This is a genomic window from Chitinophaga ginsengisoli, from assembly GCF_003014595.1.
In the GTDB taxonomy this organism is placed as follows: Bacteria; Bacteroidota; Bacteroidia; order Chitinophagales; family Chitinophagaceae; genus Chitinophaga; species Chitinophaga ginsengisoli.
The window spans coordinates 333,629-349,422 of record NZ_PYGK01000005.1; the positions used below are offsets into that span (position 1 = coordinate 333,629).

Sequence of the window (15,794 nt, forward strand, 5' to 3'; positions counted from 1 at the left end):
GACCGTCTATTGCGGAAAAACCGATAGATACTATTTTGATTATGCAACAGAAGCGTAATAAATGTGGTGACCACATACCGGCCTTTCTATGCCCGGAAAGCGGCACCTGCTTTGATAGTTTGATTCCTTCCTGCGGTCATTTTCATCTCCGGCCATTACAGCTGGATACAGATGTTCCGTTTATACATGAATGGGTGAATAAACCTTACGCCGTCTACTGGCAATTACAAAATAGCACAGTAGAAAAAGTAAGGAATATGTACAGTGAACTTATCCGCACGGAACATATACAGCCTTTCATGGGATTTTATAATGACAGGCCGGCCTTCCTGGTAGAATTCTATTGGGCATTTAAAGACAGGATAGGAGAGTATTATGATGTACAGACAGGCGACTATGGCTTTCATATTCTCATGGCGCCAGCGGAGACACCAGTCAGGCACTTTACCTGGAATGTCTTTACTGTATTGATGGACTTCATGTTCAGTGAGGAAAAGGTAGAGCGGCTGATCGTGGAGCCCGATGCCAGAAATGAAAAGATCCACCTGCTCAATAAACGCGCTGGCTTCGAATATCATCACCTTATCAATCTTCCTGAGAAAACCGCTCATCTGGCCTTTTGTACCAGAGAGCAATATAACTCTGCATTGGAAAGAGAACGGCAATTACAATCTGCCGGTACCATTTAACCGCAATTTTTAAGGATCTAATAAAAACTTTATAATGCATCCCTCATCAGCACTGTCTCCCGGGAGCGGAGTCGCACACCTGCGCCCTGAAATCTGGAGCAAAGCGAACGCTTTGCATGTACGCAAAATTATCAGCGAATTTGCCCATGAACTTTTAATACAGCCGAAGGAGTTGTATACAAAAGATGGCTGGGGTTACTACGTGCTCACCGCAGATATGCCGGGTATTGAATACCGCTTCCGCGCGAAAATCCTGCACCTTGACCACTGGTACATAGAAAATGGGTCAATAGAAAAATCGGAAGATGGTAAAAGTGTGCCGTTGGATTCCGCCAGTTTCATCGCTGAATTCAGTGAAACAATTGGTATCCGTCCCGACATCCTGCCCAAGTACCTGGAAGAGATCTGCAGTACCTTATATGGTAGCGCATATATGCGTGCACAGGAAGGCCCCAATTCAGAGGCATTGGCCCATGCCGACTACCAGGTAATTGAACATGCCATGATGGAAGGGCATCCCTCTTTTGTAGCCAACAACGGGCGTATCGGTTTTGATGCGGCAGACTACAGGGCCTATGCACCGGAAGCAGCGGCGCCTGTTTCCCTGTTGTGGATTGCTGGTCACCGTAGCAGGGCCACTTATACTGCTACCGCTGAACTGCCTTATGATACACTACTGGCACAGGAACTGGATGCTGCTACACTAACCCGGTTTAATAAGGTACTGCTGGATCTGGGATTAGAGCCTGCAGACTACGTGTATTTTCCTGTACATCCCTGGCAATGGTATAACAAGATGAACCACATCTTTGCTGCGGATATTGCCACCCGTAATATGATCTTCCTCGGCGTGAGTGATGACACTTATTTAGCACAGCAATCCATCCGCACCTTCTTCAACATCAGCAAGCCTGAACGTTTCTATGTGAAGGTGGCACTGTCTATCCTGAACATGGGATTCATGCGTGGATTGTCTCCCTATTACATGCGTACCACACCCGGTATTACCCAGTGGGTGAGAGATGAACTGGGAGATGATAAATACCTGCAGGAAAAAGGATTCATTCTGTTAGGAGAAGTGGCTACAGTAGGCTATCGTAATCTGTTATACGAAAAAGCGGAAAAGAACGACAGTCCGTATAAGAAGATGCTGGCCGCGCTCTGGCGGGAAAGTCCTATTCCTATGTTAAAAAAAGGACAAGGTCTGATGACGATGGCAGCACTCCTGCACATCGATCGTGAAGGCAAAGCCCTGTTACCGGAACTGATCCGTACCTCCGGACTGGATACTGCTTCCTGGCTGCAACGATACCTGGATGCATACCTGAGCCCCATCCTGCATTGTTTCTACTATCATGATATGGTATTCATGCCGCATGGCGAAAACCTGATCCTCATTATGGAAAATAATGTACCGGTAAGAGCGATCATGAAAGATATCACAGAAGAAGTATGTGTTATCAGCAAAGAGAAAGTATTGCCGGATGAAGTAAAACGCCTGGCGGTGGATATGCCGGAAGAGGTGAAGATCCTTTCCATTTTTACAGATGTATTTGACTACATCTTCCGTTACATTGCACATATCCTCGTTGAACACAGCGCGTATCCGGAAGAGCAGTTCTGGGAACTGGTAGCAGATTGTATACTGGCTTATCAGGCGTCCTTTCCCGAATTAAAAGAGAAGTTCAGACAACACGATCTTTTTGCGCCTGAGTTCATCCGTTCCTGCCTGAACCGTTTGCAGATCTGTAACAATGAACGCATGGTAGATCTGGCCGATCCGGTTGGCAGTCTTCAGTTTGTAGGAACCTTGAAGAACCCGGTGGCAGCATTTGCAAAGCATTCCAAATTCCCAATTTATTAACGATGATCATGAACCCATACAGTGACCTCTTTTATGAAGGCACTGCCAATGAATACAGTAAAGCGATAGCACTGGCCAGTGGCTCAGTAGTACGGTTCCTGGAGAAGAACAGGAAACCATTCAGCGGTATTACACCTGCACAGCTGAAGACAGCATTCGAACAGGTAGACCTCAATACACCGTTGCCTGATTATGACAGCCTGCTTTCAGAAGTAGAGCGCCTCTATTCCGATCATGCAGTGACGTTCCATTTGCCACAATACATCGCTCACCTGAACTGTCCGGTGGTGATCCCTGCTATTGCTGCGGAAGTCCTGATCTCTGCCATCAACTCCTCCCTTGATACCTGGGATCAGAGTGCAGGTGGTACATTGATAGAGCAACGTCTCATAGAATGGACATGCAATGAGATCGGTTTCGATAGCAACAGTGATGGTGTGTTCACTAGTGGTGGCACACAGAGTAACCTGATGGGATTGTTACTGGCCAGAGATCATTATGCAAAGGAACGCCTGCGTTATAATATCAAGCAGAAGGGATTACCTGCGGAGTCTTCCCGCTTCAGGATATTCGTAGCCGCCACAGGACATTTCAGTATTCAGAAGAACGCTGCATTACTGGGGCTCGGTGAACAATCTGTAGTCAGTATACCGGTGAAAGGTTACCGCATGGATGTGGCATTGCTGGAAGAAGCTATTCAGCAGGAACTGGAGGAAGGCAATATCCCTATTGCGGTAGTAGGCACTGCCGGCACTACTGATTTTGGCAATATTGATCCATTGGAAGAAATAGGACAACTGGCTGCGCGGTATAAATTATGGTTCCATGTAGATGCTGCTTATGGCTGCGGATTATTACTTACTACTAAATACCGTCATCTGTTGAAAGGAATAGAACTCGCTAACTCTGTAACGGCGGATTATCATAAGTCATTCTTCCAGCCTGTTAGTAGCAGCGCTTTCCTGGTAAAGAGCAAACGTTCTCTAGACCTGCTGACGCACCATGCGGATTATCTCAATCCGAAGGAACATGATGAAGACGGATTACCTAATCAGGTAAATAAATCTATCCAGACCACCCGCCGTTTTGATGCATTGAAACTCTGGTTCACACTGCGCCTGATGGGTAAACAGAAACTGGGCAGTTATATGGAAACGATCATCGATACTACGGCGAAGGTAGCTGATATGATCAGCCAGGATACAGAACTGGAACTGGTAAGTTATTCAGACATCAGTGCGTTGGTGTTCCGTTATTTCCCCGCCCGCCTTGATGAAACAGATGTTACAGCAGTGAACCTGCATATCAAAAAAGAGATGCTGAAAGATGGTGCAGCTTTGCTGGCAGGTACACGTATCAACGGTGCTTTTTATCTCAAGTTCACCTTACTGAACCCGCTTACTACTACGGATGATGTAGCAAAACTATTATCCATCATCAAGTCACACGGCGCCACTTACATAAGACAGCACAGGGAAACACTTTACGATACAAGAGAAATCGCATAATATGAATATTCCACATACATATGATATTATTGGCATCGGCATAGGCCCTTTCAATCTCAGCCTGGCTGCCTTATTGCAACCTGTAAGCAGGATCAATGCTGTATTCTTTGACCAGGCGCCGGGCTTCGACTGGCATCCCGGTCTGATGTTAAACAATGCCACCTTACAGGTACCCTTCATGGCCGACCTTGTAACCATGGCTGATCCTACCAGTGAATACAGTTTCCTGAATTATATGAAACAGTCAGGACGATTGTATAAGTTCTATATCAGGGAAGACTTTTTTATCCTGCGGAAAGAATACAATGCCTATTGTAAATGGGCTGCAGAGAGATTGTCATCATGCCGTTTCTCTCATAAGGTTACTACTATACAATATGAGCCTGACAGGCAATTGTATGCAGTGAGTACAGTACATACCCTCACTGGTAAAACGGAACTGCACTATGCCCGCAAGCTGGTGTTAGGTACCGGTACTCAACCATACCTGCCTGCATTTGCAAAGAAGGGTATACTGCCGGATGTGATCCATACATCGGAGTATCTCAACTATAAAGATAAGATAGGAGGGAAGCGTTCTGTGACGGTAATAGGTTCCGGACAGAGTGCTGCAGAAGTATTTGCTGACCTCCTGCCACTGGCGGAAAACGGCATGCAGTTAAACTGGTTCACCCGCCCCGACAGGTTCTTCCCGATGGAGTATTCAAAGCTTACACTGGAACTGACTTCACCCGAATACGTGGATTATTTCTACAGCATGTCGGCAGAAAGCAGGCAGGAGTTGCTTGCCAGACAGAATCCACTCTTCAAGGGTATTAACTACGATCTCATCAACCAGATCTTTGATGCTCTATATGAGATGAGTGTGGATAAGGATATCTCACATATACAGCTACGCCCGAATGTACAGCTCAATGATATTGTCTATAACGGAAATAGTTATACGCTTGATATGACACAGGTACAGCAGCAACAATCATTTACCCAGGAAACAGATTTCGTGGTCCTGGCTACTGGTTACAAATACCGGGAGCCGGCGTTCCTGGAGGGCATCAGTGAACGTATCATGCGACGCGAAGACCAGTTGTTTGATGTACAGCGTAACTATGCTATAGATCTTCATGGCGATGAGATCTTCGTGCAGAATGCAGAACTGCACACGCATGGTTTTGTAACGCCTGATCTGGGAATGGGCGCTTACCGCAATTCCTGTATTATCAATGCAATAGCGGGAGAGGAGATCTACCATGTGGAAAAACGAATTGCTTTCCAGCAATTTGGCGTGGCAGCATCCATACCAGCTGTTGCGGCTATATAAACAGGCATACGGGACATTGTTCAATGATATGCAGGAGGCATGGCGTCTGTTAACGTGATGTCTCCTGCTCTCTTCATCAGCCATTTTTTATATAAACGACAGGGCATCTGATATGCAAAAAATAGTCTCGCCGGCGCAATCGCGTTCAGCGCTCATTTTCATCTTTATTACACTGCTGATTGATGTAACAGGATTGGGCATCATCATTCCCGTACTACCCAAACTGATAGAACAACTGATCCATGGCAATATGGGAGAAGCTGCTGCTATCGGGGGCTGGCTGACGTTTGCCTATGCCCTTGTGCAGTTCGTCTGTGCGCCGGTGCTGGGTAACCTGAGCGACCGTTACGGCAGGCGTCCTGTATTGTTGTTGTCGTTACTGGGTTTCGGACTGGATTATTTCTTTATGGCATTTGCCCCGACCATCATGTGGCTGTTTGCCGGCCGTATCATCTCCGGAGTGATGGGCGCCAGTTTTACGACCGCCGCGGCCTATATAGCAGATGTCAGCGCGCCTGAGAAGCGGACCCAGAACTTCGGTATCATTGGCGCCGCCTTCGGACTGGGCTTTATCCTCGGTCCGCTGATGGGAGGTGGCTTAGGGCAGTTGGGCCCCAGGGCGCCTTTTATCGCGGCCGGTATTTTGAGTCTGCTGAATGTAGCGTATGGCTACCTGGCGCTGCCGGAGTCATTACCTGCAACGAACAGACGGGCCTTTAAATGGAAGCATGCCAATCCGGTAGGCTCATTGGTCCAGATGAAGCAATATCCGGCCGTATACGGGCTGATAGCCACCCTGGTGCTGATCTATATCGCCAATAATGGAGTACAGACCACCTGGGCATTTTATGGTATGCATAAGTTCAGCTGGGATGAAGCCTGGGTAGGGTATTCCCTCGGCTTTAGCGGCCTGCTGGTAGCTGTAGTACAGCTGGGCCTGATCCGGCTGATCATTCCCCGCATCGGTACTAAAAAAAGCCTGTATGTCGGGCTGGCGTTTTACAGCCTGGGATTGTTGCTGTTTGCCTTTGCCACCAGCGGGTGGATGATGTTCGTGATACTGGTGCCTTATTCGCTGGGGAATATAGCCAGTCCGGCTCTGCAGAGTATTATCACAGGGCAGATCTCTTCCGGGGAGCAGGGTGCATTACAGGGAGGACTGACCAGCCTGATGAGTGTTACGACGATCGTAGCGCCGCCGCTGATGGGAAGTCTCTTTGCTTACTTTACCGGGAATAGTGCGCCATTCCTCTTTCCGGGCGCTCCTTTTTTTGTGAGTGGGGTACTTGTACTGGTGAGCATTTTCCTGGCCATCAAGAGCATGCGGAGGCCTAATGTTAGGTGAGAATTCGCTTTGGTTCCTATATCTCCATATCGCTACACCGTCATTTCCATATCACTTTACCGTCATCTCTATATCGATTCGATATAGAGATGACGGTAAAGTGATATGGAAATGACGGTATAGTGATATGGAAGAAGCGGGAATATATCCTACACAGAAGCAATCTATGAGGGAACTATAGTGTATTAATTGCCTCTGGTGCGACCGGCTCTTCCATTGGAAGGACCACCGGTTCTGCCTCCTTCTGCATTGTTGTTCCGGGAACCGCCACGACCGGCATCGGAGCTGCCGCCATCTTGTGATCTACCGCCCCAGGTATTGCCACGGGAGCCTCCTTCGTTTCGGCCACCGGTTTGGGAGTTACCGCCCGGGGCATTGCCGCGGGAACCGCCTTCGTTTCTTCCACCGCCTTGTGAGTTACCACCCCAGGGGCCACCCTGGTTATTGCCTGGTCTGCTGCCACCCTGAGGGTATCCCCCCCTGATGCTGCCGTCTATCCGGCCATCGTTGCGGGAGCGGCCGTTGTCATTGTAGTATCCCTGACGTCCATCCGGTCTGTTGCCATTCCAGCCATAATTATTCCTGCCGGAGCGATTGTCGCGGTAACCGTTATTGTAACCGTTGCTGTAACCGTTGTTGTAATTCCTGCCGCCGTTATAGCTGTTCCTGTAATAGCCGTTATACCGGCCGCTATTGTACCTGGCGGGGTAAGAGCCGCGGTCAGCTCTGGTGGAACGGTAATTGGTCACTATTACGCGATTACGGTTGTAAACATAGCCGGAATAGGTCCTGATAGGATAATACATCCCACGGGCAGGCATGACCCTTCTTACGGGAGCATATGCATATCCATACTGGTAGTGGTGGCATACCGGACGATAGGCGTATACCGGCATCGGGCGCCATGGTCTCCACCATCCGGGAGGATTGATCCATGACCAGGGGGAGGTCCATACCACATAGGCCGGCGCATATACCCGACGTACGCAGGGCCAGAACCACACGTTCACGATGACACCTGCAGGAGCGAACCTGGAGGTATTGACATCAGCAGCGGGACCATGTGTGCGGGAAGGTGTATAATCGAAGGAATTATCCTCCGCAGAATACACGCTGTCGGATATTTCAACCGGCTCTGCCAGGGTTGTTTCGCCATAGATATCTTCGTCGCCGGCTATCTGGATAACGGCGGTATTCTCACCGGTCTTTTCCAGTTCGATAACGGCCACATCCTGGCTTTCCTGGTTGGATACCAGTGCCTGTATGATAAAGAGTTGTACCTGGTTTTGCTTTTTATTGATCACCCGCAGGTAATCGATGTTGCCATCCCCGTTCAGGTCAAGGTTGTTGACCTTGTTCTGTTGCGAGTTCAGCAGCCTTTCAAATTCTTCCGGGCTATTGGCCTGTTTAAAGAGGGTAAGAGCGCCCTGTAGGCTGAAGTTGTCGCCGGGCAGCCCGGTGGAATCCTGGTCGGGAGGAGTCCAGCTGGCATTATCCCATTCGTCAGGTTGTTCCTGTAATTGTTGCCGTGGATAGTAATCCTGAGCGTTGGCATGTAGTACCGGTAACAGGGATATGAACAGTACAGGTAGGGATTGGCTGATCTTCATGACGAAAATGTTTAGTATATAACTAATAAACGAAGTTGAATGTACGAATAGTTTAATAATGCAATATGTGTGCCGTAATTTAAGATGGGAGCGGGTTTGAAAAAGGGAAGGGGGCTTATAATATATCGTTGTAAGACAATATATTATAAGCCCCTTACTATGATGAGTAGTTTCTGTTGATGATACGGGAAGTCTAATTCCCCCTGTCGGCTTTTCTGCGGCCACTTCTTGTTCTGTTTCCGCCGTTCCTTCCACCGGGACGGTTTTCACTGACCCTTGCGCGCCGGTCTGCTCTTTCACCCCTGTTGATGGCGCTGCCCCTGTCAGCCCTTGCAGGGGTATTGGACTGATACTGTCGGCCGCCACTGTTAGTCCGCTGAGGGGTATACCGGTTCACATTCCTGGTAGTACGGTAATTGTTCACTACCACCCTGTTACGGTTAATAACCGTCACGGAGGTAACCCTCACGGGGCGATAAATGACCCGGGCAGGCGGGATCCTGTGTACCGGTACTACGACATATCTGCGTGCATAGGTGTAACGTACCGGCCTGTATGCATACCAGGGCAGGGGGCGCCAGGGACGGTACCATACCGGATGGCTATACCATGTCCAGGGAGATACCCATACCGCATAAGCAGGCGCATATACGAAACGTACACAGGGCCATAGCCATACGTTCACCACGATACCCTCGGGTGAGGAAGCCGCAGGACCATGGCTGGTGGGGGGATAGTTAAACGCATTGTCCTCTTCTTCTGCCGGTTCGGCTATAACAGATTCGCCATAGATATCAGGATCGCCCACGATCTGGACGATGGCGTTATTATCGCCTTTCTTTTCCAGTTCGATCACCGCTATATCCTGGCTTTCTGTGGAGGAAACCAGTGCCTGCAGGATAAAGACCTGTACATCATTCTCTTTTTTATTGACGATGCGGATATAATCGGTGTTGCCATCTTCATTGAGGTCCAGGTTATTCACTTTGCTGTTGGCAGAGTTCAGGAGCTTTTCAAATGCTTCGGGAGATGCTGACTGTTTAAACAGGTCCAGTGCACCCTGCAAGCTGAAATTATCGCCCGGTAGCCCGGTAGAATCCTGTTCGGGTTGTTCCTGGGCAGATACTGTTAAGGTCATGCCCAGGCATACGATGCATGCGGTAAAGTAGTTTCGGATATTCATGTACTTATTTTTTTGGGATACTCCCGGGTTCACCTGATAATGCGGGGGAATATAGGTCCCGGTTATCTTTACTGTCACTACTATGAGTACATATAGGTAGACTATCTGAAACGGGAAGGGTTTAACGGGAGGGGAAGAAGGGACCGGAAAGTGATAAATATGGCTTTGTTTTTATGCCAATATAATTAATAATCAATCATATAACGATATCTATAGACCACTACTAACACAGATGATGAAATTATCACTTTGTTGTATATATGTAATATTTTGACGTCAATCCCTAATGTTTTTAGGTTTTAATTGAAAATTTTTCCTAATTTGGTGCCGTCATTCTGGTTTGATATTTGTAAAACCAGCTTATGATCTACCTTAGACCACAACTAGATATACTGTTAGACCTTCGTATTCTTATCACCTATTGTTTAGTTACAACCCGTAGCTACATGTTTAAACCGCAACTAGCATACTGTTAGAGTTATGGAATCCGTCTTATGCCGGACTACGTAATTTGATTGACATATTTATTAAACACTGCTTGTTTGCGGGGGACTTATCGCTTACCGTCACGATTCACTTGCAAATTTTTAGTGTTCAATTTATATATTTGGATCTGAAAACGTTTTCAGAACAATAATCTTATACTTTCGCATAAAGTAGAAAGATTATACAACAGCTTAAGATATATCAGAATGAGCAAATTGTTACGTGCAAAGGAAGCCTCATTGGCCAGAGTTTACACTACCAAGGAAAAAGGGATCTACCCTTATTTTAGACCGATCTCTTCTTCTCAGGACACTGAAGTTGATATTGACGGTAAGAAAGTGTTAATGTTCGGATCAAATTCCTACCTGGGACTGACGAATCATCCCAAGGTGAAAGAGGCCGCCAAACGTGCCATTGATAAGTACGGTACGGGTTGTGCAGGATCGAGGTTCCTCAATGGTACCCTTGACCTCCACCTGGAACTGGAACGTCGCCTGGCGGAATATGTAGGCAAAGAAGCCGCTCTGTGTTTTAGTACGGGGTTCCTGGCTAACCAGGGTGCTTTATCGAGCCTGACCGGCCGTAATGATTATATCATTCTGGACGAACTGGACCACGCCTCCATTATAGATGGTAGCCGTCTGTCCTTTTCGAAAGTGATCAAGTACCGCCACAACAACATGGAGGACCTGGAAGCTAAATTATCAGCACTTCCACAGTCTTCTATCCGTCTGATCGTTGTGGATGGCGTGTTCAGTATGGAAGGTGATATTGCCCGCCTGCCGGAAATAGTAGCACTGGCGGACACTTATGGTGCCAGTATCATGGTAGATGATGCACACGGTCTGGGAGTAATTGGAGTGAATGGTGCCGGTACAGCGTCTCATTTTGGTCTTACTGACAAAGTGGATGTCATCATGGGTACTTTCAGTAAGTCTTTTGCGTCTCTGGGTGGCTTTATTGCCGGCGACAAAGATGTGATCGAATATCTGAAGCACTCTGCACGTTCCCTGATCTTCAGCGCGAGCATGACCCCTTCAGCTGCAGCCAGCGTAATTGCCACTCTTGATCTTATCACGACAGAACCTGAGCACATTCAGCGCCTGTGGGATAATACCAACTACGCACGCAACTTATTAAAGGAAGCAGGTTTCGATACCGGCAACGTATCAGAAACACCTGTTATACCGATCTATATCAGGAACGAAGAAAGCGTATTCCGCATCACACGCATGCTGCAGGATGAAGGCGTATTCGTGAACCCGGTAGTGCCTCCGGCAGTTCAGCCAGACGCTACGCTGATCAGGTTCTCACTGATGTCGACACACACGTTCTCTCAGATAGAGACCGCGATAGATAAATTGACGGAGACATTCACGCGTGCGGGTATACCTTTAAAGCAAAAAATATAAATGGAAACATTGCAGACGACATCTCAGCAAACGGTACATGCTCCTCAACAAACCAACGGTTTACCAAAAGTGATCGTTCAAGCGGTCACCTCTAAAAAACAGTTGGCGCAGTTCATCGATTTCCCGCACGACCTGTACAGGAACGATGAAAACTATGTACCTGAGTTGTTTATTGCTCAACGTGACCTTCTGACTCCGGGAAAACATCCTTTTCATGAACATTCAAAGCTGCAGGCATTCCTTGCCTTCCGCGGCAATGAAATAGTGGGCAGGATAGCAGCTATCGACAATACAAACCACAATATTTTCAATAAAACGAACGATGGCTTCTTTGGTTTCTTCGATTGTATCAACGACAGTGAAGTAAGCCAGGCTTTGTTCAGCGCAGCCACTAAATGGCTGAAGGAACGTAAGTTCAGCACCATGATCGGCCCTGTGAACTTCTCTACCAACGAAACCTGCGGGTTGCTGATAGAAGGATTTGACGGTCCGCCGGTGGTGATGATGACCTATAACTATCCCTACTATGTCAAACTAATTGAAGAAGCGGGGCTGGGAACAAAGATCACCATGTATGCATGGAAGATCATTCCCCAGTACATGAACGACCGGCCTTTTCGTGTGATGACGGTATTGAAGGAGAGACTGACCAGGCGTAATATCACCTTCCGCAGTGTCAATCTGAAAAATTTTGATGAGGAAGTAAAGAACATCCATGCGATCTATAACAGCGCCTGGGATAAGAACCTTGGTTTTGTGCCGATGACAGAGAAGGAGTTCGAATACCTGGCGAAAGATCTGAAAATGATCCTGGATCCTGATTTTGGTATTATAGCGGAAGAGAATGGGAAAATGGTAGGTTTCGCCCTGGCTATCCCGGATATTAACCAGATCCTTAGAAAGATAAAGAGAGGACGCTTGTTCCCAACCGGTATATTGAAACTGTTGTTGGGCAAGAAGAAGATAAATGGTGTGAGAGTATTGGCATTAGGCGTATTGGAATCTCACCGTAAACTGGGCATCGATGCCTGTTTTTACGGGGAGTTAATGAAAGTGGGCAGGGCAAAAGGCGTTGCTTATGGTGAAGGATCCTGGATACTGGAAACAAATGAAATGATGAACGCCGCTATGCGGGGTATAAATGCAGATCCTTACAGGACCTACAGGATATACGAAAAAGAGATATGACACCCCGGATACTGATAACAGGTGCCAGCGGTTTTGTAGGATATCATCTGGTAGAGGCAGCTCTTGACGCAGGAATGGAGGTTTACGCCGCCGTACGTGCGTCAAGTAGTGTCTCCCACCTGAAACATTTGCCAGTAAATTTTGTTTATCCTGATTTCAACAGTAAGGATGATCTGAAAGATCTGATCGTGAAACATGGATTTGATTACATCATTCATGGAGCAGGGGTAACAAAGGCAAAGTCTTTGGACGAGTACAACAGGATCAATGCAGGGTATACCCTTAACCTGGTAGTAGCAGCCGCGGAATCGAGGGTACCCATTAAGAAATTTGTATTTATAAGCAGTCTGGCGGCCGTAGGCCCCATCGCATATGATGCCAGCTGGCCTGTACCGGATGTGGATAAACCCCAACCGGTGACCAGTTACGGAAAAAGTAAGTTACTGGCTGAAGAATACCTGGGAGTTATTTCAGATGTCCCCTGGGTGGTATTAAGGCCCACCGCAGTGTATGGGCCAAGAGAACGGGACCTTTTCGTATTGTTCAAGACATACAGACGGGGTTTGGAACCTTATATGGGCAAAGGCGCCCAGTGGCTGAGTTTTGTCTACGTCAAGGATCTCGCACAAGCAGCAATGCTGGCATTGACAGCTCCTGTATCGGGAACTATGTATAATATTTCAGATGGTAAGCGGTATGACCGTTACGCACTGGCCAATGCTATAAAGCAACATCTGAAGCTGCACACTTTTCGTATTCACCTACCTCTGCCTGTTATTAGAACTGTTGCCACTATTATGGAAATGGTGAGTCGTGGGGCTCCCTTGCTGAATAGGGACAAACTGAATGAGCTGACGGCAGAGAACTGGGATTGCAATATTGAAAAGATCCGGCAGGACCTGGGCTATCGTCCCGTATATGACCTCGAAAAAGGGATACGGGAAACGCTGGACTGGTACACCGCCAATAAATGGTTTTGATTAAAACAGTTAAATAAAAGTCTCACATTTTTATGAAACATCAAATTAAAGAAGCAAAAGGGAAACTGGGTGTCCTGATGCCGGGCCTTGGCGCGGTAGCCACGACATTCATTGCCGGAGTAGAATCAATTAAGAAAGGGCTGTCAAAGCCCATTGGCTCGGTCGCACAGATGGGCCACATCAGATTGGGAAAAAGAACTGAAAACAGGAATCCGCTGATTAAAGACTTCGTTTCCTTAGCTAATCTGAATGACCTTGTATTTGGTGGTTGGGATGTGTATGAAGATAATGTGTATACCGCCGCAGTAAAAGCTGAAGTACTTGACAGGTTTATGCTGGAAGCCATTAAACCCGAACTGGAATCCATCGTTCCAATGAAGGCAGCTTTCGATAAAAACTTTGTTAAAAATCTGGATGGCACACACGTTAAGGACTTTAAGACCCGTTATGACCTGGCACAGGCCGTAATAGAGGACATTAAAAATTTCCAGAAAGAAAAGGGTTGTGACCGTGTTGTAATGGTATGGTGCGGTTCTACCGAAATATATCACGAAGCTGCAGACGTTCACCAGTCACTGGCTGCATTTGAACAGGGGCTGAAAGATAATGATCCGCGTATCGCTCCGAGCATGATCTATGCATATGCGGCACTCACCCTGGGCATTCCTTTTGCGAACGGTGCACCCAACCTGACCTGTGACATTCCTGCACTCGTAGAATTGTCCAAGAAAACTAAAACACCGATCGCCGGTAAAGACTTCAAAACCGGTCAGACCCTGATGAAGACTATCCTGGCCCCTGGTTTACAGGCACGTGCGCTGGGCATGGAAGGCTGGTTCTCTACCAACATCCTGGGTAACCGCGATGGATGGGTACTGGACGATCCTGATAACTTTAAAACAAAAGAAGTATCCAAACTGGGTGTGTTGGAAGACATCCTGATGCCGGAAGAAAATCCTGAACTGTATGGTGACATGTACCACAAGATCAGGATCAACTATTATCCTCCGCGTAAGGACAACAAGGAAAGTTGGGATAACATTGACATATTTGGTTGGATGGGCTATAAAATGCAGATCAAGGTAAATTTCCTTTGCCGTGACTCTATCCTGGCAGCGCCAATCGTACTCGACCTCGCACTGTTCATCGACTTTGCGAAACGTGCCGGTATGAGCGGTATCCAGGAATGGCTGTCCTTCTATCTGAAATCACCACAAACAGCACCAGGCCTGCGTCCTGAGCATGATATCTTCAAACAGCTGATCAAGTTGCAGAATACCCTGCGCTACCTGATGGGTGAAGATCTGATCACGCACCTTGGGCTGGATTATTACGAAGGAATCTTAAACGAAGGATGATCCGAATTCATAAAATAATCGCTACCAGCCTGGGCATAGGCTACATTGGCAAGGGAGGGGGCACGGTTGCTGCCGCCGTGACAGCTCTTTGCTGGTACCTTGCGCAGGCTGGTGGTAATATATCTGTCATATGGCAGGTAGCTATTACCATTGCCATCACATTGTTAGGCATTTGGTCCGGTACGGAAGTTGAACCTTATTGGGGGAAGGACGACAAGAAAGTAGTGATAGATGAAGTGTCCGGTATGTGTTTCAGTCTGCTGTTCCTGCCGGTAACTCCCGGTTATGTGCTGGCGGGACTTGTATTGTTCAGATTCTTTGATATCCGTAAACCATTACTGATCCGCCGTACCGAGCAGCTGCCCGGAGGACTAGGAGTAATGATGGATGACGTGGTAGCAGGAGTATACACCAACTTGTTACTGCAGATTGTTTATCACAGTAACGTTTTTGGACAATGATTAAATTTTTGAAGGCTCAGGCCTCTTCACTGATAGCGACAGGTGTGGATTTCCTGGTGGTGATCTTACTGTCAAGCCAGGCAGGCGCCTGGTATGTCGGTGCAAATATGGCCGGTACCTTTGCAGGTGGAGCCACCAATTTTATAATAAACAGGCAGTGGGTCTTTAATAAAGAGAAAAGTGCGATCGGAGGACAAGCACTGCGCTATGGTATCACCTGGGTGGGGAATATGCTGCTAAATGCAGCAGGAGTGTGGCTCATACTGCATTTTACAGGATGGTACAGTCTTATTGAAAGAGTAGCCATGGTTAAAATGATAGTGTCATTACTGATTGGTTTTACTTATAGTTATATAATGCAGAAGCGGTTCGTTTTTAAAGATGTTAGATAG

General features: G+C 47.4%; 13 protein-coding genes. 11 read left to right on the forward strand and 2 right to left on the reverse strand.

Annotated elements, in window-relative coordinates; translation table 11 throughout:
• Positions 1-41 precede the first annotated feature (41 nt).
• The 5 genes from CLV42_RS14915 (at position 42) to CLV42_RS14935 (ending at position 6,724) form a co-directional block, all read left to right on the forward strand.
• On the forward strand, positions 42-689 hold the full coding sequence (locus CLV42_RS14915) for a GNAT family N-acetyltransferase (RefSeq protein ID WP_106602716.1): 648 nt from the start codon (positions 42-44) through the stop codon (positions 687-689).
• A 34-nt stretch (positions 690-723) separates the two neighbouring features.
• Positions 724-2,553, forward strand: a complete 1,830-nt coding sequence (locus CLV42_RS14920; protein ID WP_106602717.1) for an IucA/IucC family protein — start codon at positions 724-726, stop codon at positions 2,551-2,553.
• Between the two features lie 8 nt (positions 2,554-2,561).
• Entirely contained in the window at positions 2,562-4,061 is a 1,500-nt protein-coding gene (locus tag CLV42_RS14925; protein ID WP_245901659.1) for a pyridoxal phosphate-dependent decarboxylase family protein, read from the forward strand.
• Position 4,062: 1 nt separating this feature from the next.
• Positions 4,063-5,379 carry a lysine N(6)-hydroxylase/L-ornithine N(5)-oxygenase family protein gene (locus tag CLV42_RS14930; protein ID WP_106602719.1) on the forward strand — a complete coding sequence of 439 codons (1,317 nt, stop codon included), beginning with the start codon at positions 4,063-4,065 and terminating at the stop codon, positions 5,377-5,379.
• 112 nt (positions 5,380-5,491) lie between these two features.
• Positions 5,492-6,724, forward strand: a complete 1,233-nt coding sequence (locus CLV42_RS14935) for a TCR/Tet family MFS transporter (protein WP_106602720.1) — start codon at positions 5,492-5,494, stop codon at positions 6,722-6,724.
• Positions 6,725-6,909: 185 nt separating this feature from the next.
• On the opposite strand, the gene CLV42_RS14940 is transcribed toward CLV42_RS14935, so the two are convergent.
• Together CLV42_RS14940 and CLV42_RS14945 are read right to left on the reverse strand one after the other, a co-directional pair.
• Positions 6,910-8,334, reverse strand: a complete 1,425-nt coding sequence (locus CLV42_RS14940; RefSeq protein ID WP_106602721.1) for a hypothetical protein — start codon at positions 8,332-8,334, stop codon at positions 6,910-6,912.
• A gap of 193 nt (positions 8,335-8,527) precedes the next feature.
• A complete protein-coding gene (locus CLV42_RS14945) occupies positions 8,528-9,517 on the reverse strand; it encodes a hypothetical protein (RefSeq protein ID WP_106602722.1) in 990 nt (329 codons plus the stop codon).
• A gap of 692 nt (positions 9,518-10,209) precedes the next feature.
• Here CLV42_RS14945 and spt point away from each other — a divergent pair.
• The 6 genes from spt to CLV42_RS14975 are packed head-to-tail and all read left to right on the forward strand — an operon-like array spanning position 10,210 to position 15,794.
• Positions 10,210-11,415 carry a serine palmitoyltransferase gene (gene spt / locus CLV42_RS14950; RefSeq protein WP_106602723.1) on the forward strand — a complete coding sequence of 402 codons (1,206 nt, stop codon included), beginning with the start codon at positions 10,210-10,212 and terminating at the stop codon, positions 11,413-11,415.
• The gene (locus CLV42_RS14955) at positions 11,416-12,603 is read left to right on the forward strand and encodes a hypothetical protein (protein WP_211303458.1); all 1,188 of its coding nucleotides are present in this window, start codon (positions 11,416-11,418) and stop codon (positions 12,601-12,603) included.
• On the forward strand, positions 12,600-13,583 hold the full coding sequence (locus CLV42_RS14960) for an NAD-dependent epimerase/dehydratase family protein (protein ID WP_106602724.1): 984 nt from the start codon (positions 12,600-12,602) through the stop codon (positions 13,581-13,583). Before CLV42_RS14955 ends, CLV42_RS14960 begins: the two co-directional genes overlap by 4 nt.
• Positions 13,584-13,615: 32 nt before the next feature.
• Positions 13,616-14,941 carry an inositol-3-phosphate synthase gene (locus CLV42_RS14965; RefSeq protein ID WP_106602725.1) on the forward strand — a complete coding sequence of 442 codons (1,326 nt, stop codon included), beginning with the start codon at positions 13,616-13,618 and terminating at the stop codon, positions 14,939-14,941.
• A complete protein-coding gene (locus CLV42_RS14970) occupies positions 14,938-15,402 on the forward strand; it encodes a phosphatidylglycerophosphatase A family protein (RefSeq protein WP_106602726.1) in 465 nt (154 codons plus the stop codon). Before CLV42_RS14965 ends, CLV42_RS14970 begins: the two co-directional genes overlap by 4 nt.
• Positions 15,399-15,794 carry a GtrA family protein gene (locus CLV42_RS14975; RefSeq protein ID WP_106602727.1) on the forward strand — a complete coding sequence of 132 codons (396 nt, stop codon included), beginning with the start codon at positions 15,399-15,401 and terminating at the stop codon, positions 15,792-15,794. The genes CLV42_RS14970 and CLV42_RS14975 overlap by 4 nt, the downstream gene beginning before the upstream one ends.

What these genes read in the sequence shown, in the direction of transcription:
- spt (WP_106602723.1), top strand. Translation starts at nt 10,210, where the DNA reads ATGAGCAAATTGTTACGTGCAAAGGAAGCCTCATTGGCCAGAGTTTAC.
- CLV42_RS14960 (WP_106602724.1), top strand. Translation starts at nt 12,600, where the DNA reads ATGACACCCCGGATACTGATAACAGGTGCCAGCGGTTTTGTAGGATAT.
- CLV42_RS14975 (WP_106602727.1), top strand. Translation starts at nt 15,399, where the DNA reads ATGATTAAATTTTTGAAGGCTCAGGCCTCTTCACTGATAGCGACAGGT.
- CLV42_RS14970 (WP_106602726.1), top strand. Translation starts at nt 14,938, where the DNA reads ATGATCCGAATTCATAAAATAATCGCTACCAGCCTGGGCATAGGCTAC.
- CLV42_RS14955 (WP_211303458.1), top strand. Translation starts at nt 11,416, where the DNA reads ATGGAAACATTGCAGACGACATCTCAGCAAACGGTACATGCTCCTCAA.
- CLV42_RS14930 (WP_106602719.1), top strand. Translation starts at nt 4,063, where the DNA reads ATGAATATTCCACATACATATGATATTATTGGCATCGGCATAGGCCCT.
- CLV42_RS14940 (WP_106602721.1), bottom strand. Translation starts at nt 8,334, where the DNA reads ATGAAGATCAGCCAATCCCTACCTGTACTGTTCATATCCCTGTTACCG.
- CLV42_RS14920 (WP_106602717.1), top strand. Translation starts at nt 724, where the DNA reads ATGCATCCCTCATCAGCACTGTCTCCCGGGAGCGGAGTCGCACACCTG.
- CLV42_RS14945 (WP_106602722.1), bottom strand. Translation starts at nt 9,517, where the DNA reads ATGAATATCCGAAACTACTTTACCGCATGCATCGTATGCCTGGGCATG.
- CLV42_RS14965 (WP_106602725.1), top strand. Translation starts at nt 13,616, where the DNA reads ATGAAACATCAAATTAAAGAAGCAAAAGGGAAACTGGGTGTCCTGATG.
- CLV42_RS14935 (WP_106602720.1), top strand. Translation starts at nt 5,492, where the DNA reads ATGCAAAAAATAGTCTCGCCGGCGCAATCGCGTTCAGCGCTCATTTTC.
- CLV42_RS14925 (WP_245901659.1), top strand. Translation starts at nt 2,562, where the DNA reads ATGAACCCATACAGTGACCTCTTTTATGAAGGCACTGCCAATGAATAC.
- CLV42_RS14915 (WP_106602716.1), top strand. Translation starts at nt 42, where the DNA reads ATGCAACAGAAGCGTAATAAATGTGGTGACCACATACCGGCCTTTCTA.